Annotated in this window: 27 protein-coding genes, 1 tRNA gene and 1 pseudogene; 12 read left to right on the plus strand and 17 right to left on the minus strand. The window is 72.8% G+C overall.

What is annotated here, in order from left to right:
- Positions 1-83 precede the first annotated feature (83 nt).
- The 3 genes from ACTWO6_RS31010 (at position 84) to ACTWO6_RS31020 (ending at position 2,891) form a co-directional block, all read left to right on the plus strand.
- Complete coding sequence (locus tag ACTWO6_RS31010) at positions 84-575, plus strand: MSMEG_6728 family protein (protein WP_446217213.1); 492 nt, start codon at positions 84-86, stop codon at positions 573-575.
- Positions 576-615: 40 nt separating this feature from the next.
- On the plus strand, positions 616-2,145 hold the full coding sequence (locus ACTWO6_RS31015; RefSeq protein WP_446217214.1) for an FAD-dependent oxidoreductase: 1,530 nt from the start codon (positions 616-618) through the stop codon (positions 2,143-2,145).
- A gap of 302 nt (positions 2,146-2,447) precedes the next feature.
- A complete protein-coding gene (locus ACTWO6_RS31020; RefSeq protein ID WP_446217215.1) occupies positions 2,448-2,891 on the plus strand; it encodes an HNH endonuclease in 444 nt (147 codons plus the stop codon).
- A 92-nt stretch (positions 2,892-2,983) separates the two neighbouring features.
- Here ACTWO6_RS31020 and ACTWO6_RS31025 read toward each other — a convergent pair whose 3' ends face one another.
- On the minus strand, positions 2,984-3,751 hold the full coding sequence (locus ACTWO6_RS31025; protein ID WP_446217216.1) for an enoyl-CoA hydratase/isomerase family protein: 768 nt from the start codon (positions 3,749-3,751) through the stop codon (positions 2,984-2,986).
- Between the two features lie 121 nt (positions 3,752-3,872).
- Positions 3,873-6,275, minus strand: coding sequence for a M4 family metallopeptidase (locus ACTWO6_RS31030; RefSeq protein WP_446217217.1), 2,403 nt, complete (start codon positions 6,273-6,275; stop codon positions 3,873-3,875).
- Between the two features lie 171 nt (positions 6,276-6,446).
- Between ACTWO6_RS31030 and ACTWO6_RS31035 the strand changes: the two genes are divergently transcribed.
- Entirely contained in the window at positions 6,447-6,917 is a 471-nt protein-coding gene (locus tag ACTWO6_RS31035; RefSeq protein WP_446217218.1) for a protealysin inhibitor emfourin, read from the plus strand.
- Here ACTWO6_RS31035 and ACTWO6_RS31040 read toward each other — a convergent pair.
- Positions 6,836-7,030, minus strand: a complete 195-nt coding sequence (locus ACTWO6_RS31040) for a hypothetical protein (protein WP_446217219.1) — start codon at positions 7,028-7,030, stop codon at positions 6,836-6,838. The genes ACTWO6_RS31035 and ACTWO6_RS31040 overlap by 82 nt on opposite strands.
- 135 nt (positions 7,031-7,165) lie before the next feature.
- Between ACTWO6_RS31040 and ACTWO6_RS31045 the strand changes: the two genes are divergently transcribed.
- Complete coding sequence (locus ACTWO6_RS31045) at positions 7,166-7,825, plus strand: type 1 glutamine amidotransferase domain-containing protein (protein ID WP_446217220.1); 660 nt, start codon at positions 7,166-7,168, stop codon at positions 7,823-7,825.
- A gap of 232 nt (positions 7,826-8,057) precedes the next feature.
- Positions 8,058-8,684: a hypothetical protein gene (locus tag ACTWO6_RS31050; protein ID WP_446217221.1), complete on the plus strand. Its 627-nt coding sequence runs from the start codon at positions 8,058-8,060 to the stop codon at positions 8,682-8,684.
- Here the strand turns inward: ACTWO6_RS31050 and ACTWO6_RS31055 are convergent.
- The 3 genes from ACTWO6_RS31055 to ACTWO6_RS31065 all read right to left on the minus strand — a co-directional run bounded on the left by ACTWO6_RS31055 (position 8,681) and on the right by ACTWO6_RS31065 (position 10,449).
- Positions 8,681-9,295: a histidine phosphatase family protein gene (locus tag ACTWO6_RS31055; RefSeq protein WP_446217222.1), complete on the minus strand. Its 615-nt coding sequence runs from the start codon at positions 9,293-9,295 to the stop codon at positions 8,681-8,683. The two genes, ACTWO6_RS31050 and ACTWO6_RS31055, sit on opposite strands and share 4 nt — an antisense overlap.
- Before the next feature lie 62 nt (positions 9,296-9,357).
- Positions 9,358-10,017 carry a DUF998 domain-containing protein gene (locus ACTWO6_RS31060; RefSeq protein WP_446217223.1) on the minus strand — a complete coding sequence of 220 codons (660 nt, stop codon included), beginning with the start codon at positions 10,015-10,017 and terminating at the stop codon, positions 9,358-9,360.
- A 12-nt stretch (positions 10,018-10,029) separates the two neighbouring features.
- Complete coding sequence (locus tag ACTWO6_RS31065) at positions 10,030-10,449, minus strand: VOC family protein (protein ID WP_446217224.1); 420 nt, start codon at positions 10,447-10,449, stop codon at positions 10,030-10,032.
- Positions 10,450-10,552: 103 nt separating this feature from the next.
- On the opposite strand from ACTWO6_RS31065, the gene ACTWO6_RS31070 reads away from it, so the two are divergent.
- The gene (locus tag ACTWO6_RS31070) at positions 10,553-10,768 is read left to right on the plus strand and encodes a hypothetical protein (protein ID WP_446217225.1); all 216 of its coding nucleotides are present in this window, start codon (positions 10,553-10,555) and stop codon (positions 10,766-10,768) included.
- Positions 10,769-10,774: 6 nt separating this feature from the next.
- On the opposite strand, the gene ACTWO6_RS31075 is transcribed toward ACTWO6_RS31070, so the two are convergent.
- Positions 10,775-11,176, minus strand: a complete 402-nt coding sequence (locus tag ACTWO6_RS31075) for a helix-turn-helix domain-containing protein (RefSeq protein WP_446217226.1) — start codon at positions 11,174-11,176, stop codon at positions 10,775-10,777.
- A gap of 317 nt (positions 11,177-11,493) precedes the next feature.
- Here ACTWO6_RS31075 and ACTWO6_RS31080 point away from each other — a divergent pair, with 317 nt between their 5' ends.
- Complete coding sequence (locus ACTWO6_RS31080; protein ID WP_446217227.1) at positions 11,494-11,943, plus strand: hypothetical protein; 450 nt, start codon at positions 11,494-11,496, stop codon at positions 11,941-11,943.
- A 41-nt stretch (positions 11,944-11,984) separates the two neighbouring features.
- Here the strand turns inward: ACTWO6_RS31080 and ACTWO6_RS31085 are convergent.
- Positions 11,985-12,061, minus strand: a tRNA-Thr gene (locus tag ACTWO6_RS31085).
- A gap of 364 nt (positions 12,062-12,425) precedes the next feature.
- Here ACTWO6_RS31085 and ACTWO6_RS31090 point away from each other — a divergent pair.
- Both ACTWO6_RS31090 and ACTWO6_RS31095 read left to right on the plus strand, forming a co-directional pair.
- Complete coding sequence (locus ACTWO6_RS31090; protein WP_446217228.1) at positions 12,426-13,517, plus strand: ABC transporter ATP-binding protein; 1,092 nt, start codon at positions 12,426-12,428, stop codon at positions 13,515-13,517.
- A gap of 176 nt (positions 13,518-13,693) precedes the next feature.
- Positions 13,694-13,828: a hypothetical protein gene (locus ACTWO6_RS31095; RefSeq protein WP_446217229.1), complete on the plus strand. Its 135-nt coding sequence runs from the start codon at positions 13,694-13,696 to the stop codon at positions 13,826-13,828.
- Positions 13,829-13,891: 63 nt separating this feature from the next.
- Here ACTWO6_RS31095 and rlmB read toward each other — a convergent pair whose 3' ends face one another.
- Both rlmB and cysS read right to left on the minus strand, forming a co-directional pair.
- Positions 13,892-15,019 (minus strand): 23S rRNA (guanosine(2251)-2'-O)-methyltransferase RlmB, encoded by a 1,128-nt coding sequence (rlmB, locus tag ACTWO6_RS31100; protein WP_446217230.1) that lies wholly within the window; start codon positions 15,017-15,019, stop codon positions 13,892-13,894.
- Positions 15,019-16,434 carry a cysteine--tRNA ligase gene (cysS, locus tag ACTWO6_RS31105; RefSeq protein WP_446217231.1) on the minus strand — a complete coding sequence of 472 codons (1,416 nt, stop codon included), beginning with the start codon at positions 16,432-16,434 and terminating at the stop codon, positions 15,019-15,021. Before cysS ends, rlmB begins: the two co-directional genes overlap by 1 nt.
- Before the next feature lie 93 nt (positions 16,435-16,527).
- On the opposite strand from cysS, the gene ACTWO6_RS31110 reads away from it, so the two are divergent.
- On the plus strand, positions 16,528-17,199 hold the full coding sequence (locus ACTWO6_RS31110; protein WP_446220831.1) for an IclR family transcriptional regulator: 672 nt from the start codon (positions 16,528-16,530) through the stop codon (positions 17,197-17,199).
- Positions 17,200-17,280: 81 nt separating this feature from the next.
- Here ACTWO6_RS31110 and ACTWO6_RS31115 read toward each other — a convergent pair whose 3' ends face one another.
- The 3 genes from ACTWO6_RS31115 to ACTWO6_RS31125 all read right to left on the minus strand — a co-directional run bounded on the left by ACTWO6_RS31115 (position 17,281) and on the right by ACTWO6_RS31125 (position 20,750).
- Entirely contained in the window at positions 17,281-18,957 is a 1,677-nt protein-coding gene (locus ACTWO6_RS31115) for a S8 family serine peptidase (RefSeq protein ID WP_446217232.1), read from the minus strand.
- Positions 18,958-19,047: 90 nt separating this feature from the next.
- A complete protein-coding gene (locus tag ACTWO6_RS31120; protein WP_446220832.1) occupies positions 19,048-19,764 on the minus strand; it encodes an HAD family hydrolase in 717 nt (238 codons plus the stop codon).
- 20 nt (positions 19,765-19,784) lie between these two features.
- Positions 19,785-20,750 carry an EamA family transporter gene (locus ACTWO6_RS31125; protein ID WP_446217233.1) on the minus strand — a complete coding sequence of 322 codons (966 nt, stop codon included), beginning with the start codon at positions 20,748-20,750 and terminating at the stop codon, positions 19,785-19,787.
- Between the two features lie 86 nt (positions 20,751-20,836).
- Between ACTWO6_RS31125 and ACTWO6_RS31130 the strand changes: the two genes are divergently transcribed.
- Entirely contained in the window at positions 20,837-21,382 is a 546-nt protein-coding gene (locus tag ACTWO6_RS31130; protein ID WP_446217234.1) for a CGNR zinc finger domain-containing protein, read from the plus strand.
- Here the strand turns inward: ACTWO6_RS31130 and ACTWO6_RS31135 are convergent.
- The 4 genes and pseudogenes from ACTWO6_RS31135 to ACTWO6_RS31150 all read right to left on the minus strand — a co-directional run bounded on the left by ACTWO6_RS31135 (position 21,349) and on the right by ACTWO6_RS31150 (position 26,928).
- The gene (locus tag ACTWO6_RS31135; RefSeq protein ID WP_446217235.1) at positions 21,349-21,945 is read right to left on the minus strand and encodes a GNAT family N-acetyltransferase; all 597 of its coding nucleotides are present in this window, start codon (positions 21,943-21,945) and stop codon (positions 21,349-21,351) included. The genes ACTWO6_RS31130 and ACTWO6_RS31135 overlap by 34 nt on opposite strands.
- A 304-nt stretch (positions 21,946-22,249) precedes the next feature.
- A pseudogene (locus tag ACTWO6_RS31140) lies at positions 22,250-22,420 on the minus strand (DUF397 domain-containing protein); the annotation flags it as partial.
- Between the two features lie 81 nt (positions 22,421-22,501).
- Positions 22,502-23,911 carry a class II fumarate hydratase gene (locus ACTWO6_RS31145; protein WP_446217236.1) on the minus strand — a complete coding sequence of 470 codons (1,410 nt, stop codon included), beginning with the start codon at positions 23,909-23,911 and terminating at the stop codon, positions 22,502-22,504.
- A 35-nt stretch (positions 23,912-23,946) separates the two neighbouring features.
- Positions 23,947-26,928 (minus strand): BTAD domain-containing putative transcriptional regulator, encoded by a 2,982-nt coding sequence (locus ACTWO6_RS31150; RefSeq protein WP_446217237.1) that lies wholly within the window; start codon positions 26,926-26,928, stop codon positions 23,947-23,949.
- Between the last annotated feature and the right edge of the window lie 7 nt (positions 26,929-26,935).

Raw genomic sequence — 26,935 nt, forward strand, 5'->3', positions numbered from 1 at the left:
CGGATCGTAGTCAGCCGCTCGCAGCGCGCGCAGCCCCGCGATCATGAAGGCATGCCGTACGCCGGGACGGGTAGAGCAGCGGCATGCAGACGTTCCTCCCGTATCCGGACTTCCTGGCGAGCGCCCGGACCCTGGACCAGAGGCGGCTGGGCAAGCAACGGGTGGAGACGATCCAGGTGCTGCGCGGGCTGACCCGCCCGGACTACGGCTGGCGCAACCACCCGGCGGTGCAGATGTGGGCCGGCTACGAGGAGGCGCTCACCCGGTACGGGCTGGACGTCTGCGCGGTCTGGTGCGAGCCGGGCCGGGCGGACACCTGCGCGGCCACCATGGTCACCGACCTCGCCACCGCCTGCGGCGTCACCACCGTCCGCACCCAGGCCGAGCTGGCCGGGGCCGGTGAGCTGCCGCCCTGGCTGGGCCGCGACGACCTGCACCTGAGCCACCGCTCGTCGCTGCTGCGCAAGGACCCCGCGCACTACGGCCCGCGGTTCGGCGAGACCCCGCCCGACCTGGAGTACGTCTGGCCCGCCTCGGACCGCGAGCGGCGCTGTCTGCTGCCACCGGAGGCGTGACCGGGCAGACTGGAGGCCAGTCGCCGTCGAAGAGGTGCCCATGGCGTTGTCGCGAGTGGTCGGTCGGCTGATCGGCGTACGGCAGCACGTGGTGGACCCCGGCGGTGGCGGCGCCCCCCGCGTGCCGCGCCCGGCCGCGGCGGTGGTGGTCGGCGGCGGGATCGCCGGCATGTCGGCGGCGGTGGTGCTGGCCGAGCGCGGGGTGGACGTGACGGTGCTGGAGGCCGCGCCCACCCTGGGCGGGCGGCTGGGCGCCTGGCCGGAGGCCCTGACGGACGGGGCGCAGCGCAACGAGCACGGCTTCCACGCGTTCTTCCGGCAGTACTACAACTGGCGGTCGATCCTCCGCCGGATCGACCCGGACCTGGGCTTCCTCAAGCCGGTCCCCGGCTACCCGATCCTGAGCGAGCAGTGGCCCACCGAGGAGTTCGGCAAGCTGCCGCCGGCCCCGCCGGCGAACCTGCTCGCCCTTTTGCTGCGCAGCCCGAGCCTCCGCCTGGCCGACCTGCGCGGGATGGACCGGGACGCGGCGCTGCCGCTGCTCAACTACGACCCGGTGCGCACCTACGCCGAGTTCGACCGGATGACGGCGGACGAGCTGCTCAGCTCGCTGCGGCTGCCGGACCGGGCCCGGGCGATGCTCTTCGAGGTCTTCTCGCACTCGTTCTTCAACCACGAGGCGGAGATGTCGGCCGCCGAGATGATCGCCCAGTTCCACTTCTACCTGCTCGGCAACCCGGAGGGGCTGACCTTCGACTGCCCGGACGAGGACTACGCCACGGCGATCTGGGAGCCGCTGGCCCGGCACGTCGAGAAGCACGCCGGGCGGGTGGTCACCGGCGTCGCCGCCGCGCGGCTGGACCGGGAGCCGGCGGGCTGGCGGGTGACCGCCACGGACGGCTCGCCGTACGCCGCCGGGCACGTCGTGCTCGCCGTCGACCCGCCCGCGCTGGCCGCGCTGGCCGCGGCCTCGCCCGGCCTGGCCGCGGTGGCGCCGGAGCTGGTGGCGCGGATGCCCGCGTTCGGCCGGCCCGGTCCGCCGTACGCGGTGGCGCGGTACTGGATGGACGGGGACGTCCGCGCCGACCGGGCGGTCTTCAGCGGGGTGTCCCGGCAGTCCACTCTCGACTCGGTGACCCTCTACCACCGGCTGGAGAACGAGCCGCGCCGCTGGGCGGAGCGCACCGGCGGCTCGGTGGTGGAGCTGCACGCGTACGCCTGCGAGCCGGACGTGCCGGCCGACGAGCTGGCCGAGCGGATGCGGGCGGAGCTGGTCCGGCTCTGGCCGGAGGCGGCCGGGCTGCGGGTCCGGGAGCTGCGTGCCCGGGTGGAGGCGCAGGCCCCCGCGTTCACCCCGGGCAGCCACGCCTGGCGGCCGGGGGTACGCACCGACGCCGACGGCCTCTACCTGGCCGGGGACGGCATCGCCACGGAGTTCCCGAGCGCGTTGATGGAGCGCTCGGCGGCCACCGGGATCCTCGCCGCGAACCACATCCTGCGCGCCGAGGGCGCGGCGGCCGAGCCGGTCCGCTCGATCCGCCCCCGCGGCCTGCTCGCCGGCCGGCGATGAGCCCGGTTCCCCGCCAGCCGGCGCGGCGCGGATCGAAATCCGTTGCCCGCCTCACCGGCGTGGATCTACCGTGACCGGGCAAGGTCAACCACCGCTCCGGGAGCCGTCGATGTCGAAGCCGCACGTCACCACCGCGACGTCGTGGCTGCTCAGCGACGGTTGCCGAGCCGAAGGTCCCATCATCGGGTGGCCCGACTGACGCGTGCCCGCACGCGGTCCCGCCGCCCGTCCGATCGCCGGACCGGGCGGCTTTTCGCTGTCCGGACCGCTTACCACCGTCGTTCGTGAGAAGGGAGTGCCCGGTGGACGCCGTCCTCGTCGTCAACGCCGACCTCGGCCCGCTGCACCGGGTCACCGTCCAGCACGCGATCCGGATGCTCTGCCGGCGGGTCGCTGAGATCCACGAGGCCGAGCCGGACCAGCTGATCGGGGTCTTCCCGCTGCCCCGGGTGGTCCGCCTCGTCCGGTACGTGGTCACCCGCTGGCGGTTCAGCGCCGGGCCGGCGTGGTCCCGGGCCGGGGTGCTGCGCCGCGACGGCCGGCGCTGCGCCTACTGCGACGCCCCGGCCAGCACCATCGACCACATCCTGCCCCGCTCGCGCGGCGGCCGGAACACCTGGAAGAACACCACCGCCGCCTGCTACGAGTGCAACCAGCGCAAGGGCGACCGGACCCCGGCCGAGGCGGGCATGCCGCTGCGGCGGGAGGCGGCGACGCCGAGCTGGGCGGCGCTCGCCGGGCGGTGACGGACCGGCCGGCGGGCACAGGGGGCCGCGTCGGGGGTACGCCTCCGGCGCGGCGCCCGCCGGCCCCTCAGCCCGTCCGTGTCAGACGGCGGTCAGTGACCGGCGGGCGGCACCCAGCCGAAGCGCGGCGGCCGGCGCTCGTTGGCCGCCGCCACTCCCTCCCGGGCCTCGCCGCTGGCCCGGACCTGCCCGTGCCACCAGGCGATCCGGTCCTCGTCGGCCCGGCCGTCGACGATCTCCTTGGCCGCCGCGACGGTCAGCCGGGAGCGCTGCGCGACGGCGGCGGTGATCGCCGCGACCCGGGCCGACAGCGCGTCGGGCGGCAGCACCTCGTCGACCAGGCCGACCCGCAGCGCCCGCTCGGCGTCGATCAGCTCGCTGGTGAAGAGGAGGTGCTTGGCGGCCGACGGCCCCACCAGCCGGGCCAGCCGTCGGGTGGTCGGCGCGGGATAGACCAGCCCCAACCGCGCCGGGGGTACGCCGAACCGGGCGTCGACGGCGGCGATCCGCAGGTCACAGGCGACGGCGAGCTGGGCGCCACCGCCGACGCAGGCGCCCCGGATCTCGGCCACCGTCGGCTTGGCGAAGGTGGCCAGCCGCTCCTCGGCGGTGACCGCGATGCTGGCGTCCCCGGCGTCCAGCAGCTCGTCCAGGTCGCCGAGGTCGGCCCCGGCGCAGAACGTGCCGTCCGCGCCGGTGAGCACCAGCGCGTGCACCGCCGGGTCCGCCTCCAGCCCGTCGAGCAGCACCGGGAGCTGCCGCCACATCGCGGCCGTCATCGCGTTGCGGCGAGCCGGGTTCCGGATCACCACCGTCGCCACCGGGCCGGTCCCCTCGACGGTCAGCTCCGCGTCCGACATGTCCTCCCCCTCCGGGCACGCGGCGACCGGGGCCCGGCGACCGTCCGGCCGACCATAACGGCGCGGGCCCGACGACCACCCGCGTGGGGTGGCCGCCGGGCCCGCCGACGGTACGGCTACGTCAGGAGACGTTGACCGCGGTGTCGTCCACCACGAAGGAGGTCTGCAGCGAGATGTCCTCCACGCCGGTGAACTTCAGGGTGACGGTCTGGCCGGCGTACGAGGCCAGCGAGAACGACCGCTGGGTGTACCCGGCGGCCTTGTTCAGGTTCGAGTACGTGGCCAGGGTCGCCAGCACCGTCCCGGACGAGTTGAGCACCTGCACCCGGAGCGTGTCGTACGCGATGCTGGTGGTGCTCTCGGACGTGTCGATGTGCAGCCAGAAGCTGAAGTTGTACGACGTGCAGCCGGCCGGCAGGCTCACCGCCTGGGAGAGCGTGTCGGTGTGGCTGGTTCCGTAGCCGTCCAGCCAGGCGTTCCAGGTGCCACCGTGGGTCGGCTGGCCGCTGGAGCCGTACTGGCCGATGACGCCGGAGGTGGAGGCCCACACCGTGTTGCCGGACTCGAAGCCGGGGTTGCCGAGCTTCTGGCCGGGGCTGGTGCAGCCGCCGCCGGTGCCGTTGACGGTCAGCGAGTAGGTCGCCGTGTGGTTCACCGAGGTGCCGGTGCCGGTGACCGTCACGGAGTAGGTCCCCGCCGGGGTGCCCGACGAGGTGCTGATGGTGAGGGTGGACGAGCCGCCCGAGGTCACCGAGGTCGGGTTGAACGACGCGGTGGCGCCGGTCGGCAGGCCGGACGCGGAGAACGTCACGGTCTGCGCGGTCCCGCTGGTGGTCGCGGTCGACACGGTGGTGGAGACGGAACCGCCCGCGGTCACCGAGCCGGAGGTCGGCGAGAGCGAGACGGAGAAGTCGTTGCCGGTCGAGCAGGGCGCGTCGCTGCCGGCCACGTTCACCGCGGTCCACGCCGCCTGGACGGTCTTGTACTCGGTGGAGCAGCTGCCGTACAGGTCGGTCGCCGCCCTCAGCGTGTACGCCCGGGCGGTGTTCGACGGGGTGGTGTTGTTGACGTACGCGGTGTTCGAGGTGAAGTAGACGTCGAGCGCCCGGAACCAGATCTTCTCCGCCTTGGCGCGGCCGATGCCGGTCACCGCCGGAGCCGAGCCGCAGACCGGCGAGGTGCCGTACGCGGTGGAGCCGGTGCCCTCGGCCAGGTTGAAGTAGAAGTGGTTGGCCGGGCCGGACGAGTAGTGCACGTCCTTGTTCTTGGTGTTGGCGGTCCAGCAGCTGTCGGACGAGCCGTCCAGCGACGGGTTGTACATGTAGCGCAACGGCGTGCCGTTGCCGTTGATGTTGATCTTCTCGCCGATCTGGTAGTCACCCGGGTCGGCGGTGGTGTTGGCGTAGAACTCGACCATCGTGCCGAAGATGTCGCTGGTGGCCTCGTTGAGGCCGCCGGACTCACCGGAGTAGGTCAGGCCGCCGGGCACCACGTTCTCGGTGACGCCGTGGCTCATCTCGTGGCCGGCCACGTCGAGCGAGACCAGCGGGCGGGAGTTGCTCGACCCGTCGCCGTAGGTCATCTGGGAGCCGTCCCAGAAGGCGTTGACGTAGTTGTTGCCGTAGTGCACCCGGCTCGGCACGCCGGTGCCGTTGCCGAAGATGCCGTTGCGGCCGTGCACGTTCTTGTAGTAGTCGAACGTCTTGGCGGCGCCGAAGTGGGCGTCCACACCGGCGGACTGCCGGTTCGAGTTGGTGCCGTTGCCCCAGGCGTTGTCGGCGTCGGTGAAGGTGGTGCAGGTCGACGTGCCGTTGTTCATGTCGCAGGTACGGCCGTTGCCGTGCGACGGGTCCACCATCTGGTAGGTGCTGCCGGAGAGCGTGGTGTCGATGCTGACCGTGCCGGTGTAGATGCCCTGACCGCTGCCGACGACCGACTCGATCTCGTCGTACGACCCGATCACCTTGCCGCTGGTGGCGTCGGTGATGACGTGCAGCTTCGACGGGGTCTGCTTGTCGGCCTTCATGCCGGAGGCGACGGTCTCCCAGGCCAGCCGGCCCCGGCCGGAGCTGGCGTCGACGAAGAGTTCCGGCGCGCCGAGGGAGGTGAGCGAGCCGGAGAAGGCCTGGCCCGCGCTGGCCTTGGCGGCGGCCGCGCCGACCTTGGCGGTGGTGCCCAGGGTCAGCGGTGCGGCCAGGCCGACGGAGGTGCCGGCGTAGTTGCCGTTGGGGGCGGTGTGGATGACGAAGTCACCGCCGTAGACGCGTAGGCCGTGGTACGTCCGGGTGTACCGGGTGTGCGCGGCGCCGTTGGCATCCACCTTCGTGCGGACCGCCTGGTACGCCTCACCGCCGGCGCCCTGCACGGCGCCGGGGTTGGAGCGGAGCAGGTTGTCCGCGCGGGCTGCGGCGGAGGATTCCGGAGCGGGGGCGCTGGGGGTTGCCGCGTGCGCCGTGGTGGCGACGCAGGTCAGCACGCCACTGGTGAGCAGAGCTGCGCCGACTGCGGCGAGGGGTCTTTTCACGGGCCCTCCTGACGGGGGAAAGTTGTGACGGGGGTAGTCACGGATGTAGATATAGCGATGCATCCAGGAAAGGGGAAGAGGGCGAGCGCTTTCCTGCCGGGGACACTGGCCGTTCGGATGAGGCGGTCCAGGTGATGGGAACCGGGCGGCACGGTCGCGCGTCCGATCGGCATGAGATCGAACCCCCGCGCGGCGGCCACCCTCGCCGCACTTCTCGTCGCCCTGGCCGGCTGCGCGACGACCGACCCGACCGTGGCCACCCCCGGCGCCCCCGCCTCCGGTACGGCGTCCGCCACCCTCGCCGCACGGGTGGTGCTGACGAAGTCCGGCGGCATCGCCGGGCTGCGGGACACGGTCACCGTCGAGCCCGACGGCCGCTGGACCGTGGCCGACAAGACCGGAGCCACCCGTTCCGGGCAGCTCAGCTCGGCGGACCTCGACCGGCTGCGCCAGCTCACCGCGGACTCCCGGCTGGCCGGCGAGACGGCGGCCACCACCGCCCCGAGCAACTGCGCCGACGCGTTCACCTACCAGCTCACCGTGGGCGAGCGGACGACCGGCTACGTGGACTGCCCCACCGATCCCGCCCGCCCCGCGGCCACCGCCGCCGTGGCAGAGCTGCTCACCCGCGCCACCACCTGACCCGCGGCGGACGGCGGCACCGGCGGCGCGAGCAGCTCGCGCAGCGCGCCGGAGGCCAGCTCACCCCGGCAGAGGTACGTCGGCAGCACGCTCGCCCCGGCGCCGGCGAGCACCGCCGCCCGGACCGCCCGCAGGTCGGCGAGGAAGCTCCGGAGCAGGTCCGACGATGCCTTCGCATCAGCAAACCTATCGCCGCGGTGTCCTTCGCCTATTGGTCAGCTATGGATCCGCGAGCCAGAGTGGTCGACATGACTCGTGCACTCATCGCTCTGACCAGTCACAGCAAGCTCGGCGAGACCGGCCGGCAGACCGGCTTCTACGTGGGCGAGGCCGCGGAGCCGTGGGAGGTGTTCCGGGCCGCCGGCTACGAGGTGGACCTCGTCTCGGTGGCCGGCGGGCAGCCGCCGCTGGACGGCCGGGACGAGAACGACAGGACCCAGAACGACTTCCTCGCCACCGCCGGGGTGGAGAAGACCTCGAAGGCCGCCGACGTCGACCCGTCCGGGTACGACATCGTGGTGTTCGGGGGCGGCCACGGCACCATGTGGGACTTCCCGGACAACCCCGACCTGGCCCGGATCGCCGCTTCGATCTACGAGCGCGGCGGCGTGGTGGCCGCGGTCTGCCACGGCCCGTCCGCGCTGGTGAACCTCAAGCTCTCCGACGGCTCCCACCTGGTGGCCGGCAAACGGGTGGCCGGCTTCACCAACGACGAGGAGGCGGCGGTCGGCCTGACCGACCAGGTGCCGTTCCTGCTCGCCGACAAGCTCACCGAGGCCGGCGCCCAGCACGTCCCGGCGCCGAACTTCACCGAGCACGTGGTCGTCGACGGCCGCCTGGTGACGGGCCAGAACCCGCAGTCCGCCCGGGCCATGGCCGAGGCCGTCGTCAAGGCCGTCAACGCCTGACCCGGCGCGACCCGCGCGGCCGGAGCCACCTGTCCCACGCCCTTTGCTCTGCTGCAGCCACCGCAACACCCCACGTCCGCCGGGTGTCGCCTCCGCTGCAGCAGAGCAAAGCGGGGGCGGATAGGCCACCGGGGGATCGGCATGCTCCTGGTCGGCTGGGCGCCGCGGCACCCGAGCTACGGCCGGCTGGGATATCGTCCCGACGCCGACCGGAGCGACCGAGGAGCGACACGTGATCAGGACGAGGCCCACCGCCGCCCCATCTCGGGCGGCACGTCTCGCCGTCGCCCTCGGCGCCGGTCTGCTCGCGGTGACCGGATGCACCGGCCTGGCCGACGCGGCCGGACCGGACGGCACCGCCAGTCCCTCGCCGTCACCCGTCCTCCTGACGCGGGTGGAGAAGCCGGAGAAGATCAGCAGCTGGCCAGAGACCAGGTACCGGAGCCTCCGCGACCCCGCGTCCAAGAGCCTCGGTCAACTGAAACTGCTGCTGGACGGGGACGCCACGAGCGCCGTCGGCACGGCGTACGAGTCGGCCGACGAGAAGTACGCCGCCGTGGTCAGCGCAGTCGCCGGCGAGGTTCGGGACCCGAAGGCGGCGCTGGACCGGCTCTTCGCCGGGTTGCCCCGGCTGCACGACGTCAAGCCGACCCGGCCGGGCCCGATGGGCGGCGAGGCCCGCTGCGGCGAGGGCGACGACAACGGCCTCAATGCCGACGTCTGCGCCTGGGCGGACGAGCACAGCATCGGCATGATCGTCTACCTGGGCTTCCCCAGTGGCGGAGACCCGGACGACCTCTTCGTCCGGGACCGCGCCAAGGTGGAGCGACAGACCACCTCGCCGAGCCCCGCCAACTAGACGACGTAGTCCGGCGGCAGGCCGGTGCCGCGCAGCTCGGGCGGTAGGTGGGCGACGTCGTTGACGGCGATCAGGTTCGGCGGCCCGCCCGAGCTGTAGCGGATGACGGTCAGGCCGCAGTTGTGGTGGTTCAGGCCCAGCCAGCGCCGTTCCGGGGCGTCCAGGGCGTGCCGGACGAACCAGGCGATCAGGAAGTTGTGCGTAATCACCAGGTCGCGGACGTCCCCGTCGGCCGGGGGCGTCGCGAACCGGGCCACGGCCTCCGCCGTCCGGCGCGGCCCGTCCGTCCGCTCGCGCTCGTCGAAGCCGGCCAGGAAGCTCGCGTACGCCGGGGGCAGGCCGGCTGGGTCCGTGTCGTGCGGCAGGTGGTCGCCGACCATCTCCGCGGCGTGCACGGGTACGCCCGCCAGGGCGGAGGCGACCAGTTCGGCGGTCTCGGCGGCCCGACGCAGCGGTCCATGGTGGACGGTGTCGAACCGCAGCCGGCGCAGCCGCTCCCCCAGCAGGCTCGCCTGCCGCCGGCCCCGGTCGGAGAGCCCCGTCTCCGGCGCCTCCTCCTCCGCCCGGCGCTGCTCACCGTGCCGGGCCAGGTAGAGCAACCGGCTCGCCATCCGCCACCTCACGCATGATCGGGAGACGCGAGCCTAGCCCGCGCCTCCCGATCGTGCCGACCTCAGACGCTCCGACCGTGGTCCACCCGCCACAGCGTCGCGGTGACCCAGGCCCAGGCGACCGCCACGGCGAGGCCGAAGCCGACCATGGTCAGCGGCGCCGGCCGGACGATCAGGGCCACCCAGGCGACCCCGAAGCAGATCCCACTGGCCAGGCTGTACGCGGCCCAGCCGCGCTCGCCCCGCCGGGCGCCCCGGCGGGCAGCGGCCACCGCGGCAACGATCAGCGCGACGAAGCCGACCGCCGCCCCGAGGAAGTGCAGACCGCCGTGCCAGCTCACCTGGCCGGGGCCGCTCGGCGTACCGGCCGGGAAGCCGTCGGCCGGATCGGCCCGGAAGATCCCGGCGAGCACCAGCCCGACCCCGTAGAGGGCGAGCAGCCTCGGCAGCCACCGGGCGCCGGTGTGCCGGCGCCCGAGCGCGGCGGCGGCGCCGAGCACGAGCAGCCCGCTGGCGAGGAAGGTGGCGATCTGCACCCACCCCGGCGCACCGTTGCTCAGCACACTCGCCGGGTGCCGGCGGAAGTCGAAGCCGTCCCGGGTGAAGCCCTGGACCAGCACGGAGCCGACGAAGAGTGGGCCGGCGAGGGCGCCGCCGGCCAGCAGCGCCCGGTCCCGGCCGACGGCGGCCGGACGTGCCCGGAGAGGAATCGCCTGGGTCACCGGTCCGGCCCCTCAGGCCTGCGCGTGCATCTGGCCGATGCGGATCCGGTTGCCGAACGGGTCCCGGATGCCGAAGTCGATGCCGTACGGACGATCGGTCGGCTCGTCGGTGATGTCCACGCCCTTGGCCACCAGGTCCTCGTACGTCTTGCGGGCGTCGTCCGTCGTGAAGAAGAGCGTGCCGCCCATCGCGCCCTTGGTAAGCAGCTCCCGGACCTGCTCGGCGGTGGCCGGGTCGAGGGCCGGCGGGCCGGGCCGCTCCAGCAGGATCTCGTGCCCGGGGTCGCCGGGGACGTTGACCGTCAGCCAGCGCATGAAGCCGAGGTCCTGGTCGGTGCTGACCTCCAGGCCGAGCTTGCCGACGTAGAAGTCGAGGGCCTCGTCCTGGTCGAGGACGTAGATCTGGGAGCGGGAAATCGAGTTCATCGTCATGCCGACGACGCTAGACCCGGCCCTGACCCGGTGCTTATCCAAAACTGCTCGGCTCGCGGCCGACCGCTCCGCCGCCGATCGGCGACGCCGGTAGATGCACGTCATGCTGGATCCTGCGGGAGAAGCGCGGCCCGCACCTCGAGCACCGGCTCCAACTGGCCGGGCCGCCACCGGCGCGACGTACGCCCGGATCATCGCGCCGCCGCGGCCCCGCACGCCGTCGACCGACACCTTCGGCCGGCCGCGCTGGATCCGGCGGACCCGGCTCGGCGACCGGCTCTGGGTCGCGGTCCGCAGCCGGGTGCGACGACGCCGCTGACCGGGGTCAGCGGGCGGCGGTCGGCCGCATCCACGCCTTGGTGAAGCAGCTCGGCACGGCGGCCGCGCCGGCCTTGCGCCGCCGGTAGTCCGAGGGGGACTCGCCGACGATGTCGCGGAACGTGCGGCTGAAGGTGCCCAGGCTGCCGAACCCGATCGCGTAGCAGATCTCGGTGACCGGCTGGTCGGTCTGCACCAGCAGGTACATCGCCCGCTCGACCCGGCGGCGTTGCAGGTAGCGGTGCGGGGTCTCGCCGAAGGTGGCGCGGAAGGTCCGGATGAAGTGCGCCTCGGAGACGTGCGCGATCCGGGCCAGCGCCGGCACGTCGAGCGGCTCGGCGTACGACCGGTCCATGGCGTCCCGGGCGCGCAGCATCGCCCGGTTGGACTCCTCCACCGCGCGACTCATCGCTTCGCCCCCCTCGCGTCGGGCACGCTCAGATTACCGGGACCGCCCGGTCACCCGGATCAACCGTCATGCCTCGCTCTGGCTCGCCGTCGCGCGCAACTGGTCGGCTTCGGCGCGGGCAGCCTTCGCCTCCAGCCGGCACGGGCGCGAGCACTCTTGATCACACCTGGGCGCCAATTGAGCGATATCTGTGGCGGACGACGAGACGGGACCCCACTCCACCGGTGGGGAGTCGCTCGCCTGCTACCGAGAGGATCCACAAACACCCACCGCAAACCCGGTGAACGTTAGGGGACGCCGCACTAGATACTTCCGGCATGGCGACCCCCTACACTCCTGCGGCCAGGTTCCGCCGCACGCAAGCTGAACGCGTAGATCAACTGCTGTCATGGAAGCGGTCGGACCAAGCGTTCTTCGCCGCCGGCGCATGCCATGTGCTCGCCTGGGTCGCCGTCGAGCGGTACGCCTCAGCCGGTTTCGGCATCATGGGCCTACGTCAGCTCGGTGAGCCCTACGTCAGTCACGTGATCATCAGCAACGGCCGCTGGTCCTTCGACCACGATGGCTGGACGCCCCTGCCCGAGCTGCTGCGCGCCACTGCGGAGTACGAACCAGACCCGGGCTGGGAGCTACTGCCAATCACATCAACACTTCGACACTTCTGCGCCGCTCACAAATCCCGAATGCCGGAGCAGTACGCGCACGACCCGCTGCCACGTGCCCGGTGGTACCTGCAACAGCGGCCCCGCCCACCGGAGGTGGTGTGAACCCCGGACGCCTGCCTTAACCGGGAATTGCCTGGTGGAATTGGAGCCCCCGGCCGGGATCGAACCGGCGACATCTCGCTTACAAGGCGAGTGCTCTGGCCAGCTGAGCTACAGGGGCGAGCGGTACCGTCGTCAGCATAGCGACTGGCGTCCGAATTTCCCGCTCGGCAGGCCTCCCGAGCATGGGAAACGTCAACTTCCCGACCCCGACACCGACGGATCGACGCTGGAAGCCGCCCCCCACCGCGGAGGTTGATGCCCGCCAGTGCCGGTGTGACCGAAATGCGCAATGCCGTCCGTCCCAACCGGTGCCCCTCGTCTTGGCAGGGTCGGAAAACCCGTTTACCGTGCAGTGCACGGACGAAAGTCCGGCTGGCCTCGGCTGCCCGGGCGACGCCCGCTGGCCGGCACCGTACGGCGCCGGTCGCTCCTTCACTCGGATCGTCCGGCACGTTCCTGCCGGTGAAAGGAAGCACTTCACCATGGCTACGGTCACGTACGCGAAGGCGTCCCGGATCTACCCGGGCACCGAACGCCCCGCGGTCAACCAGCTCGACCTCCAGATCGGCGACGGGGAGTTCCTCGTCCTGGTCGGCCCGTCGGGTTGCGGCAAGTCCACCAGCCTGCGGATGCTCGCCGGCCTCGAGGACGTCGACGACGGCGCGATCTACATCGACGACCGGGACGTCACCCACCTGCCGCCGAAGGCCCGCGACATCGCGATGGTCTTCCAGAACTACGCCCTCTACCCGCACATGACGGTGTACGAGAACATGGCGTTCGCGCTGAAGCTGCGCAAGACCTCGAAGTCGGAGATCGACCGGCGGGTCAAGGAGGCGGCCGCGCTTCTCCAGCTGGAGGAGTACCTCAACCGCAAGCCGAAGGCGCTCTCCGGTGGTCAGCGCCAGCGGGTCGCGATGGGCCGCGCGATCGTCCGCGAGCCGCAGGTCTTCCTCATGGACGAGCCGCTGTCGAACCTCGACGCCAAGCTCCGCGTCCAGACCCGTACCCAGATCGCCTCGCTGCAGGCCAAGCTGGGCATCACCACGGTCTACGTCACCCACGACCAGGTCGAGGCCATGACCATGGGTCACCGGGTCGCGGTCATGCTCGACGGCGTGCTCCAGCAGGTGGACACCCCGCGGGCGCTCTACGACACCCCGGCCAACGTCTTCGTCGCCGGCTTCATCGGCTCCCCCGCCATGAACATCAAGACCGTGCCGCTGACCGAGCAGGGCGCCGCCTTCGCCGAGATGCACATCCCGCTCACCCGGGAGCAGGTCGAGGCCGCCCGCGCCGAGGGCGGTGACGGCAAGGTGACCGTCGGCTTCCGCCCGGAGGACTGCGACATGGTCAGCCCGACCGAGGGCGGCATGCCGGTCGTGGTCGAGCTGGTCGAGGACCTGGGCTCTGACGCCAACGTCTACGGCCACGCCGCGCTCGAGGGCCACAACGAGCGCTTCGTCGTCCGCACCGACCGGCGCCACATGCCGAACATGGGCGACACCGTGTTCGTCAAGCCGCGCGCCGGCCAGAGCCACGTCTTCCACGCCGCCACCGGCACCCGGATCTGACGTACGCGACGCGAGGGGCGGTCCGCTTCGGCGGACCGCCCCTTTCGTCGTACCGGGTGCCGGCGGCCGGCGCTCCTGCTACCTGCGAGCCACGGGAGAAGTGGCTCCTCGGGTTGATCCGGTGCGGCCCACTCCGCTCGTAGCGTCACGGCAGCTTCCCGACGCGAGGAGATGCCGTGACCAGCATGCTCGACCCCGCCACCCGCCATCCGCCACCTCGTTCCCGGGCATACCGGACGATCCGCCTGGCCGGCCGCAGCCTGGCCTACTGCGCGGCGCTGGCCCCGGTCGCCTGGACCCACCAGATCTAGGAACGCGGAGAGGCCCCCGCCACCACCGCGAACGCGGCGGGGGCTGGGGCCTCTCCTCCGTGCTCAGAGCTCCTGGGCGCGGCGGCGGGCGACCTCGGCGAGGGTGACCGCGGCGGCGACGCTGGCGTTGAGCGACTCGACCTCGGAGATCATCGGGATGCTGACCGTCAGGTCGCAGGTCTCCCCGACCAGCCGGGACAGCCCGCGCCCCTCGGAGCCGACCACCACCACCAGCGGACCGACCGCGGCCTCCAGGTCGTACAGGTCGGTGTCGCCGTCGGCGTCCAGGCCGACCACCATGAAGCCGGCGTCCTTGCAGGCCTTGAGCGCCCGGGTCAGGTTGGTGACCTGGCCGACCGGCACCCGCGCGGCCGCGCCGGCGCTGGTCCGCCAGGCGGTCGCGGTGATGCCGGCGGCCCGCCGCTCGGGTACGAAGACACCCTGCGCGCCGAACGCGGCGGCGGACCGGATCACCGCACCGAGGTTGCGCGGGTCGGTGACCCCGTCCAGCGCGACCAGCAGCGGGGCGGGCTGCTCCAGCGCGGCCGCCATCATGTCCTCGAACGGCTCGTACGCGAACGGCGGCACCTGCAGGCCGACGCCCTGGTGCAGCACGCCCCCGGTCATCCGGTCCAGCTCGGCGCGGCTGATCTCCAGGATCGCGATGCCCCGGTCGGCGGCCGTCCGGACGATCTCGTTGATCCGGTCGTCCATGTCGATGCCCTGAGCCGTGTAGAGGGCGGTCGCCGGCACCTGGGCGCGCAGCGCCTCCAGCACCGGGTTGCGACCGACCAGCAGCTCCGGGCTGTCCTTGGCGGGGTTGGACTTGCGGCCCGGCGCGACCCGCGGGCCGGAGCGGCCGGTGGGCTTGCCACCCCGGCCGCCGGCGCCCCGGGCCGCCGGGACGCCCCGACCGCCGCCCTTGCCCCAGGTGGTGTCCTTGCTGCCCGGCTGGCCGATCTTGGGGGCCCGCCCCTCCTCGGCCGCCGCGCGGCGCTCCTTGTCCTGCTTCCAGGCGGTGCGCTGGGGCAGCTTCTCGGTGCCCGAGTACGCCTTGTGCCAGGGTCGCTCGTCGGCGGGCAGGGTCTTGCCCCGGCCGGCGAGGGAGTCCTTGTTCTTGCCGCCGGTGCCCTTCGGGGCGCCTGCCTTCGGGCTCAGTCGCCGGCCACGGCGCTGCGAGTTGCCGGCCATCAGTCCTGCTCTCCAATAGTCCAACGCGGGCCCTGGGGGGTGTCCTCGACCACCACCCCGGCCTGCTTGAGCTGGTCACGTACGGCGTCCGCGGCGGCCCAGTCCTTGCGGCTGCGGGCCTGAGCGCGCTGCTCGAGGGCGAGCGCGATCAGCGAGTCCACCACGCCGCGCAGGTCCTCCGTGCGGCCGCCGCCGGTCCAGGCCGGGTCCAGGGGGTCGACGCCGAGGATATCCAGCATCGCCCGCGCGGCGGCCAGGGTCGTGCGGACGGTCACATCGTCGCCGATGGTGAGCGCGTTGTTGCCGTCCCGCAGTGTGCCCTGGAGCACAGCGAGGGCGGCCGAGGTGTTGAGGTCGTCGTCCATCGCCGCGACGAACGCGGCCGGCAGCTCGCCGGGCTGGCCGCCGCCGACCCGCTCGGCGGCCCGCAGCACGAAGCCCTCGATCCGCCGGTACCCGACTGCGTACTCGCGCAGCGCGTCCTCCGAGTAGTCGATGATCGACCGGTAGTGCGCGGCGGCGTAGTAGTAGCGCAGCTCCACCGGGCGCACGCCCAGCCCGGCCACGTACGCCAGGTCGAGGGCGTTGCCGAGCGACTTGCCCATCTTGGCGCCGCCGATGCTGAGTAGCCCGTGGTGCACCCAGTACCGGGCGAAGGGCAGGTCGGCCGCCTGCGACTGGGCGATCTCGTTCTCGTGGTGCGGGAAGGTCAGGTCCAGCCCGCCGCCGTGGATGTCGAACTCCGCGCCCAGGTAACGCCAGCACATCGCCGAGCACTCGATGTGCCAGCCGGGGCGGCCCCGGCCCCACGGCGACGGCCAGTAGGCGTCGGCCGGCTCGTCCGGTTTGGCACCCTTCCAGAGGGCGAAGTCGCGCGGGTCGCGCTTGCCCCGTTCCGGGGCGTCCCCGGCGGACTGCATGTCGTCCGGCGACTGCCCGGACAGCGACCCGTACGCCGGCCAGGAGGCCACGTCGAAGTAGACGTCGCCGGAGCCGTCGGTGGCCGGGTAGGCGTGGCCGGTGTCGATCAGCCGGGTGATCAGCTGGTGCATCTCGGGGATGTGCCCGGTGGCGCGCGGCTCGTAGGTCGGCGGCAGCACGTTGAGCGCCCGGTACGACTCGGCGAGGATCAACTCGTTCGCGTACGCGATCGACCAGAACGGGCGGCCCTGCTCGACCGCCTTGACCAGGATCTTGTCGTCGATGTCGGTCACGTTGCGGATGAAGTTGACCTCGAAGCCGGCGGCCAGCAGCCAGCGGCGCAGCACGTCGTAGTTGACGCCGGAGCGAAGGTGACCGATGTGCGGCGGGGCCTGGAGGGTGAGACCACACAGGTAGACCCCCACCTTGCCGGCTTCCCGCGGGACGAAGTCCCGCACCGATCGGGTGGCGGTGTCATACAGGCGTAGCGTCACCGTACAAGGGTAGCCGTCCGGGCATTTCGAGGTTGGCCGGAGCCGGGTCGTACGCTGCGTGCTGTGGACACGTCGGCACGCGCGGGTGAGCCGCTGACCCGGCCCGGGGAGACGGCGGCCGGTCCCGCCGCGCGCGGTGGCGAGACGGCGCAGACGCTGGACCGGGGGCTGCGTTTGCTGCACCTGGTCGCCGACGCCCCCGGCGGGCTGACCGTCACCGAGGCGGCGAACCGGCTGGGCATCGGCCGGGCCGCGGTCTACCGGCTGGTCGGCGCGCTGACCGGGCACGGCATGCTGCGCCGGGACGGCGACGGCCGGCTACGCCTCGGCGCCGGGGTGCTGCACCTGGCCCGGCGGGCGCAGCCGCTGCTCGCCGAGGGGGCGTTGCCCGCGCTGCGCCGGCTGGCCGAGCAGGCCGGCGCGACCGCGCACCTCACCATGGTCGAGGGCGGCGAGGGGGTCGCCCTGGCGGTGGTGGAGCCGAGTTGGACGTCGTTCCATGTGGCGTACCGGGCCGGGTCCCGGCATCCGCTGGAGCGCGGGGCGGCGGGGCGGGCCATCCTGGCCGGGCGGTCGGGCGCCGCCGGCCCGGTGAGCACCAGCGGGGAGCTGCAGTCCGGGGCGTACGGGGTGGCCGCGCCGGTGCTCGGGGTGCCCGGGCTGGAGGCGAGCGTCGGGGTGGTGTCGTTGGCCCCGCTGGACGTCGACGTGGTGGGCGCCCAGGTGGCCGCCGCCGCCACGGCCATCGCCGCCGCCCTCTCCTGACGGGCCGGCCGGGCCGGGCAGCGCACACGCGAGGGCCCGGGCGACCGACGGTCACCCGGGCCCGCACGGTGGTGCCGGCTGTCACATGGGGGTGGTCACCGCGGCGTACGCGTCGACGATCCCGTACCCGTAGAAGCCGTTGAACTCCTCGCCGCCCTCGCAGTAGGCGTTGAACTGGCCACTGCGGTCCTCGCGCTGGTACGTCTGCGTCCGCGGCTGCGGGCAGGCGTGCTCGTCGGCGGTGGCGTAGAGGTGGCTCTCCACCGCGTTCGGCGCGAGCCCGAACCCGCCCTGGGTCGCGCTGCCGAACCGGCTGACGATCAGCGATGCGACGCCGGCGGCGTGCGGCGACGCCATCGACGTGCCCTGCAGGTAGGTGTAGTAGCCACAGACACCGGTGGCGGTGCACTGCTTGAACACGAACGTCTCGGCGCCCGGCACGATGTTGCCGTCCTTGTCGACCGAGCCCTCCTCCTGCAGCACCTTCTTCGGGTAGCTGGAGAGGATCATGTTGGCGTCGGTGCGGTAGGCGTCGGTCCCGTAGCCGTCGCGGAACCAGCCGCCCGGCGCGGCGACCGAGATCTGCTCGGTGCCGTAGTTGGAGTAGTCGGCCTTACGGCCCGACGGGCCGACCGACGAGACGCCGATCACGTGCGGCCCCTCCACCGGCAGGTCGAGGCAGGTGTCGTTGTCGATCGGCCGGTGGTACGGCGCGGGGCCGTAGTCCGGGCTGCTGGTGTCGACGCGGGGCTTGCCGAGGTCCTCGTGGTTGTTGCCGAGGGCACCGACGAGCGTGACGCCGTGGTCGTGTGCGTAGTTGAGCGCCCGCTTCATCGCCGTGATGATGGCCCGCTGCTCGGCCTGGGCCTCCGGCGAGTCGGTCGGGTTGTTGGTGCAGTTGTAGAGCCACGGATCGACGTAGAACGACATGTTGACCACGTCGAGGCCCTTGTCGCCGGCGTGGACCAGCGCGTTGACGACCGGGTCGAGGAAGAAGTATCCGGAGTCCTGCCCACCCTTGAGCTCGACCAGAGTGACGCCCGGCGCGACGCCGGAGACCCCGAAGCCGTTGGCGGCCGCGCCGACGGTGCCGGCGACGTGCGTGCCGTGGCCGCCGTCGTCGGTGCCGACCGGGTCGAGACAGCCCGCGACCTCGCACGCGCCGTCGATGTCAGTCATGTCCGGCGCGAAGTTCTTCGACAGCGACCAGCTGAAGTTGGCGGCGAGGTCGGGGTTGCCGGCGTCGACGCCGGTGTCGAGGATGCCGACGGTCACGGCGGAACTGCCGTCCTCGACGGCACGGGCCCGGTCGGCGTGGATCATCGACAGGCCCCACAGCTTGTCGTCGAGCGGGTCGAGGTTGGTGGGGCCCTTCGCCAGTTCGATGCTGCCCTTGGTCTTCGCCGCGGTCGCCAGGTTTTCGCGCTCGACCTTGTCGAGGTCGGCCCGCGGTGCGTAGCCGACGGCTTTCCGCTGCGCCGCGCCGACGAGAGACCCGCTGCCGGCGACCCTGCTGGCGAAGTCGGCACGGTTGCTGGCCACACGGAACATGCCGACGCTGTCCGTCCTGGAGACCACCGTTCCGCCTGCGGCCTTGATCGCGGCGATCGCCGTGCTGGCGGAGACGCCGTCCTTTGCCACCACGGTGAAGGTCCGGGTGCTGGTCGGCCCGGCGTTGGCCGGCGCGACCAGACCGGTCACCGTGAGTGCCAGCGCGGCCGCGATCGCGACCCCGCCGGCGGTGAAGCGCTTGCTCACCACATCAGATCCTCTCGTTGAGGGACGTGGCAGCCATCACACAACACCAGAGCCGATTTACGCCAGACAACTGTCCGGAATAGACCTCAATCAGGCATTCGTCGGTTCCAGCTTGCCCAGCGCCTTCAACAGTTCGGCCAGGGTGGACACCTCGGCGTCCGGCGAGAGACCGGCCGGACGGGGCAGTCCGAGCCGGTTGAGCCAGACCGCCCGCAGTCCGGCCCGTTGCGGCCCGACCACGTCGTGCCCCGGCGAGTCCCCCACGTACACGATCTGCGCGGGCGGCACCCCGGCCGCCGCCACCACGGCGGCGTAGAACTCGGGCGCCGGCTTCTTCGGCAGGCCGTTCTCGTGCGCGTACAGCTCGAAGGCGAACTCGCCGGCGAGCCCGCAGCGTTCGGCGCGGCTGTTGCCGTTGGTGGCGAAGCCGAGCAGGTGGCGCCGCCGCAACGCGGCGAGCGCCGGCAGCGCGTCGGGGAACGGTCTGGTCAGCGCGAAGCGCCGGGCGAAGAAGAGGGCGGCCAGCTCGTCCAGGTGCTCGTCAAGCCCGGCCCGGGCGAGCGACCGGGCCAGCGCGGCCCGCCGGATCTCCTGCACGGGCGCGGCGCTGAGCGCGCCGAAGACCGCACCCCAGTCCGCCTCCAGGTCCGCGAGGCGGACCGCGGCCGCCGCCGGGGTCCGGCGCCGCATCTCCGCCAGTACGGCGACCAGCGCGCCGGTGACCGCCGGGCGCAGGTCGAGCAGGGTCTCGTCGGCGTCGAAGACGACGGCGGTCGGCGGGCCGGCGGGCCGCTCGCCGGCTTCCACCGGCCGGGGTGGTGGCGTGCTCACCGCTCGGTGGCCAGGGCCGGCTCGGCCGGGTGGCCGGACCGCTCCGGCTCGGGCGTCGCGCGCAGCTCGTCGACCCGGACCACGGCGACGCCGGCGACGATCAGCGCGCCACCGGCGAGCTGGACGACGGTCGGCAGTTCGTTCAGCACCAGCCAGGCGATGAGCACCGCGAACATCACCTCGGTCAACCCGACGAACGACGACAGCCGCGCCCCGAGCAGCCGCGCTCCGGCGATCCCGGTGAGGTATGCGACGACCGCGGCGATCAGCGACAGGCCGGCGATGGGCACCAGCCAGCTCATCCGGTGCCCGGCGAAGCTGACGTCGGCGAGGCCGGCCCGCAGCGGCAGCACCCCGAGCGCGCCGAGCAGGAGCAGGACCAGGGCGCCGACGGCCATGCCGCCGCTCGCCATCACCACCGACGGCAGGCGGTCGTCGACCCGGCCGGCGATCACGAAGTAGCCAGCCAGCCCGACCCCGGCGCCCAGTCCCCAGAGCACGCCGACCGGATCGAGCCGGCTGGCGCCGGTCAGGTCCAGCACGAACACCAGCCCGCACAGGGCGGTCACCGACCCGGCCACGGTCAGCGCCCGGGGTCGCTGGCCGTGGACCAGCCACATCCAGCCGACCACGAGGACGATGCCCAGGTACTCCAGCAGCAGCGCGACGCCGACCGGCAGGTAGCGGACCGCGTTGAAGAAGCACGCCTGGGCGAGGGCCACGCCGAGCAGTCCGAACACGACGACGGTGCCGGCGTTGCGGCGCAGCACGTCCCACCGGCCGCGCAGGGCCAGGAGGGCCGGCACGGCGAGGACCAGCGCGGCGATGCCGACCCGGGCCACCACCACCGCCTCGGCCGACCAGTCCCCGGTGATCAGTGGGCGGGCGAAGGTGCCCGAGGTGGCGAAGGTGAGAGCGGAGAGCAGGGCCAGGCCGAGGCCGACTCCGGGCCGTTCACGCATCGGTACGCTCCTTGGCCCGCCGGCCGGTCATGAGTCAAATGGGGTTACGCTCATGACGCTAGGCCGGCACCCTGACAGGAGTCAAGTTGCTCTTCGCCCATGACACCGAGTGCTCCCTGACCGCCGCGGCGGCGCTGGTCAACACCGTCGGCCCCGACCTGGAGGGGCTGCCCGACGTGGCCGCCCTGGACGAGTTCTTCACCGCGCACTCCTGGACCGGCCGGCACGAGCACACCGAGGCGGAGCTGCGCTCGGTCCGCGACCTCCGCCCCCGGCTGCGCCGGATCTGGCACGCGGAGACCGACGAGGTGGTGGCGATCGTCAACGGGCTGCTCCGCGAGTCGAGCGCCCTGCCACAGCTCATCCGGCACGACGACCAGCCGTACCACCTGCACGCCGTGCCGCGCGACGCCCCGCTGGCCACCCGGATGGCGGTCGAGGCCGCGATGGCGCTGGCCGACCTGGTCCGTAGCGGCGAGCTGAGCCGGCTGCGGATCTGCGACCACCCGGACTGCGACAACGTCCTGGTCGACCTGTCGAAGAACCGGTCCCGCCGGTTCTGCGACGCCGGCTGCGGCAACCGCGCCGCCGTCACCGCCTACCGGGCGCGCAAGGCGGCCGGCCGCTCGTGACCGCCGGGACGCCAGTCCTCCCGCCGCAGCTCGTACTCCACCTCACCGTGCTCCGTCCCCGGGATCGGGTCGTCCCAGGTCAGGTGGAAGGTGCGCACGTACCGCAGGCCGGCCTTCTCCATCACCCGCCGCGACGCCACGTTGACCGCCATCGTCTCCGCCCAGACCCGCTGTACCCCCACGGTCCCGAGAGCGTGCCGGACCAACGCCCGCGAACCCTCGGTGGCCAGACCCGACCCCCAGGCCGACCGGCGCAGCCGGTAACCCAGCTCGGCCTCCGTGCCGTCGTCGGACGGGGTGAGCGCGAACCAGCCCAGAAATTGCCCGGTACCCCGGTCGAGGGCCGCCCAGCGGCCAAGGTCAGGATGGCGGTCGTACTGCGCGAGGGTCCGGGTCAGCCGCTCCCGGATGGTCTCGACCGGGGTCGGACGGCCGTTGGTCAGGAAGCGCATGACCTCCGGGTCGCTGTCCAGCTCGACCAGGTGGTCCACGTCCTCCACGGTCAGCCGGCGCAGCCGCAGCCGCCCGGTCTCCAGCAGCACGCGGTCGTCGTCTCCGAGCATGGCCGGATGATGCCGCGCCGACGCCGACCCGGCCAGGGAATATCCGCTCACCCCGTCCGACCGTCCAGCAGCCACCGCGTGACACTCACCCTGAGCAGGACGAAAGAGCCGCCCGGCCAGTCCTTCGTGATGTCCCAGCCGGCGAATTTGTCGCGGAGCGCCGCGACGATGCCCGACCGGAAGGGCGGCCGGGGTCAGGTGCGAGGACCCGTCCGGCCGGAGCGTGGAGATCCAGACCGCCCGCTTTCGGTCGAGCCGGTCGAGGACGTCCGCGCCGGGCAGGGCGGTCACGCCAGCGCGGCGGCGACGCGACGAAGACCCGCCAGGCGTACGGGTCGATGGTGAGCACCGGACCGGTCGGGTCCTTGCTGTCCCGCACCCCGACCACGCCGGGCAGGTTCGTCGCCACCTCGACGCACTGGTTCACCTGGTCGCTACGGCTGCTCTTCCGCCAGTCAGCGGCGCTCAGCTCCACGTCTTAGCCACTTCCCTCATCAGCTTGATGGACTGCTGCGGACGGTTGATCCACTCCAGATCGTTGAGGGCCCGAGCCCGGTCAGGGGTGGGTCATCCGGAGCAGGTCGAGGGCCTCGTCGAGCTGGGTCTCGGAGAGCTTGCCGGAGTCGACGTGGCCGCGGGCGATGACCACCTCGCGGATGGAGATCTGCTTCGCCAGCGCCTCCTTGGCGATCGAGGCGGCCTCGTCGTACCCGAGGTGGCGGTTGAGCGGGGTGACGATCGACGGCGACCCCTCCGCGTACGCGAGACAGACCTCGGCGTCCGCGACCAGGCCGACCACCAGGCGGTCGGCGAAGAGCCGGCTGGACGCGGCCAGCAGCCGGATCGATTCGAGCAGGTTGCGGCCCATCACCGGGAGCATCACGTTCAGCTCGAAGTCGCCCTGGCTGCCGGCGAAGGCCACCGTGGCGTCGTTGCCGATCACCTGGGCGCAGACCTGCCGCATCGCCTCCGCGACCACCGGGTTCACCTTGCCGGGCATGATCGACGAGCCGGGCTGGAGGTCCGGGATGCGGACCTCGCGCAGGCCGGCCCGCGGGCCGGAGCCCATCCACCGGATGTCGTTGGCCATCTTGTAGAGCCCCACGGCGATGGTGCGCAGCTGCCCGGAGGTCTCCACCAGCGCGTCCCGGGCGCCCTGCGCCTCGAAGTGGTTGCGCGCCTCGGTCAACGGCAGGCCGGTCGAGCCGCGCAGCTTCTCGATCACCTTCGCCGCAAAGCCGAACGGGGTGTTGATGCCGGTGCCCACGGCGGTGCCGCCGAGCGGCAGCTCGGCCAGCCGGGGCAGCGCGGACTCCAGCCGCTCCACCCCGTAGCGGACCTGTGCGGCGTACCCGCCGAACTCCTGGCCCAGGGTGACCGGGGTGGCATCCATCAGGTGGGTACGCCCGGCCTTGACCACGGTCTCGAACTCGGCCGCCTTCTCCTCAAGCGCCCCGGCCAGGTGCCGGAGCGAGGGGATCAGATCCTCCACCACGAACTGGGTGGCGGCCAGGTGGATCGAGGACGGGAAGACGTCGTTGCTGGACTGCGAGGCGTTGACGTCGTCGTTCGGGTGCACGGGACGACCCAGCTCCCGGCTGGCCAGGGTGGCGATCACCTCGTTGGTGTTCATGTTGGACGAGGTGCCCGAGCCGGTCTGGAAGACGTCCACCGGGAACTGGTCGTCGTAGCCGCCGTCGGCCACGTGCGCGGCGGCGGTGGCGATCGCCTCGGCCACGTCCGCGCCGATCACGCCCAGCTCGCCGTTCACCTGGGCGGCGGCGCCCTTGATCTGGGCCAGCGCCTTGATCTGGGCCGGTTCCAGGCCCCGCCCGGAGATCGGGAAGTTCTGCACCGCGCGCTGGGTCTGCGCCCGCCACAGCGCCTCGGCGGGCACCTCCACCTCGCCCATCGAGTCGCGTTCGATCCGGTAGCCCGCTGCCTCTGGAGTCGTCACGCGTACCATCCTGCCGCGCCCGTCGCCGGCTCGCAGATGATCGCTCAGTCCAGCTCGGCAAGGAGCCGGACCACCTCCTCGCCGTCCGGCGACTCGACCTGGCGGAACAGGGCCAGCGCTCGGGTCCAGTGGGACCGGGCCGCCGCCGGGTCGGTGTCCCGCAGGCACCGGGCGATGCCGTCCAGCGCCCGCGCCTGCTCGTAGCGGGCGCCCAGCCGAGTGGCGTCGGCGAGCACCCGGCGGTGCAGGTCCAGCGCGCTGGACACGTCACCCTGCGCCAGGATCGCCCGGGCCAGCAGGTTGCGCGACGCGCACTGGCCGACCCGGTCCCCGACCCCGGTCATCGCGACGAGCGCCCGGCGATGCAGGTCGGCTGCCTGCTCGGTGCGGCCCGCGTCGCGTTCCATCACGCCGATCTCGTTGAGCACCTCACCCTCACCGAAGCGATTGCCGAGCTTCCGCTTCAGGAGCAACGCCGCACGCAGCAGCCGACGGGCCGGACCGAGGTGGCCCATCCGGTGGCGGATCATCCCGAGGTGGCCGAGAGCGTGCGCCGACTGACGGATGTTGGCGTGCTGGCGCGCCAGCAGGAGGTGGTTCCGGGCGGCCCGCAGCGCCTCCTCGTACCGACCCCAGTTGAGCAGAGCGAGGGACAGATTGTTGAGCAGGTTCGCCAGCGACCCCGACTCGTCCAGTCTCCCGGTCAGCTCCGCCGAGGCGTCGAAGTGTTCCTTGCCGCGCCGGTAGTCGCCGTTGGCGGTGTACGAGGCGCCGAGGTTGCCCAGCGTGTTGCGCACATCGCGGCGCAGACCGAGCCGGCGGTACAGGCCGAGAGCGACCTCCATCAAGCCGATGGCCTCCGAGAAGCGGGCCAACCGGTAGTACGCCGAGGCGAGGTAGTTCAACATCATCGCGACGGCCTCGTCGTCGCCCAGCCCCTCCGCGGCGCGCAGACCGACGGTGTGCGTCTCGATCAGCTCGTCGAGATGACCGCCGTCGAAGTGGGCCCGCCAGCAGGCCCGGGCCAACTGCCAGCAATGCCGCGCGAACCCCTCGGTCTCGGCCAGCCGGACCAGGGCGGTCAGGGCCGCCCGGTTCTCGTCGAACCAGGCGCGGCCCTGGCTGGCGGTTGCGGCGACCAGGTCGGGTCGGGCCGGTTCGGGCAGGCGGAGCAGGTTACGGCTGCCCGTCACCTCGATCGTCCGGGCGATCGCAGCGGCCACGTGCAGGTGGTGGTCGAGAAGCCGCTCCAGGGCGGCTCTCCGCTCGTCCGCACACTCCGGCTCGGCGACCAGCGTCCGGGCGTACTCCCGGATCAGGTCGTGCAGCCGATACCGGCCGGGCTCCACCTCCTCCGCCAGGTGCGCGTCGACCAGCTCGTCGAGCAGGTCCTGCGCCGCAGGCAGGGACAGCTCCGCGAGGGCGGCGGCCACCCGGTTGTCGAACCGTACGCCGGGGTGGAGGCCGAGCAGCCGGAACAGCCGCTGCGCCGCGGGCGTCACCTGGGCGTACGACAGGGCGAAGGCCCGCCCCACCGAGCGCTCCCCCGCGGTGAACTCGGCCAGCGGGTCCCGCCCGGACGTCAGCCGCTCGGCCAGGTCGGCGATCCGCCAGCGAGGCCGGTGCGCCAGCCTGGCCCCGGCCAGCCGGATGGCCAGCGGCAGGTGGCCGCAGCGGCGTACCACCTCGGCTGTGGCTTCCGGCTCCGCGGCCACCCGGTCCGCGCCGGCCACCCGGCCGAGCAGCTCGACGGCCTCCTCGTCGTCCAGTACCGACAGTGACGACGGCCGTCCCTCGTCCAACCCCACCAGCCGGCGACGACTGGTGATCAGGACGAGGCTGTCCCGACCGTTCGGCAGCAGCGGCGCCACCTGCGCGGTGCTGGCCGCGTTGTCGAACACCACCAGGGCCCGCCGGTCGGCCAGCTCGGTACGCCAGAGCGCCAACCGGTCGTCCAGGTCGAGCGGCACCCGTTGCGCCTCCACGCCGAGCTGCCGCAGCAGGGTCGCCACCGCCGCGGCGGGCGTCAGCGGATTGCGTTCGCTGTGCCCGTGCAGGTCGATGAAGAGGTGAGCGTCGGGGTACCGGTGGGCCAGCGCGGTGGCGACGTGCACCGCCAGCGTCGTCTTGCCGCTGCCGGCCATCCCGTCGATCAGCTGGACCCGGGCGTCGTCCTCCTCGATCTCCTTCACCAGCCGGGTCACCGTCTGCTGCCGGCCGGTGAAGTCGCTGATCGCCCGGGGCAGGGACCGCGCCGGGGCGGCGGGGCGGCTCTCCGGGCCGGCCGCGGCGGCGTCGCCGACGAGCACCCGCTGGTGCAGCTCCTGCAACGCCGCGCCGGGCTCGATGCCCAGCTCCTCGGCGTAGATCCGGCGCCCCTCCCGATAGACGGCGAGCGCGTCGGCCTGCCGGCCGACCGCGGAGAGGGCGAGCATCAGTTGGCCCCGGAGCCGTTCCCGCAGCGGATGCCGGTCGACGCTCTCGCTCAGCTCACCGATCAGGTCGGCCGCCTGCCGCAGCCGCAGCTCGATGTCGACGCACTCCTCCAGCGCTGCGAGACGCTGCTCGTCGAGGGCCTCCGCGCGGCGGCGTACGCTCCGGCTCGGGATGCCGCTCAGCGCCGGTCCCCGCCACAGCGCCAGCGCGGCCCGGTAGTGCCGCTGGGCGTCGGCCAGCTGCCCGGCCGCGACCGCCGACCGGGCGGTCGCGACGCCGCGGGCGAAGACCTCCGAGTCCAGCTCCCGGGGATCGAGCCGGACGCCGTACCCGACCGGGTCGGTGACGATGATCTCCGGCGGCAGTCCGAGTGCGGCGAGGCGCTGTCGCAGTCGCGACACGCAGATCTGGAGCTGGGTGCGGGCGGTGGCCGGCGGTCGCTCCTCCCAGACCGCGTCGACCAGCTCCTCGAGGGGCACCACCCGACCGGCGCGGAGCAGCAGCATGGCGAGCACGATCCGGTCCCGACCCGCGGTGACGGTGGCTTCGCCGCCACCGACCCGCAGGGGTCCCAGGATCCCGAACCGCATCTGCCCC

This window comes from Micromonospora sp. IBHARD004 (assembly GCF_052814115.1).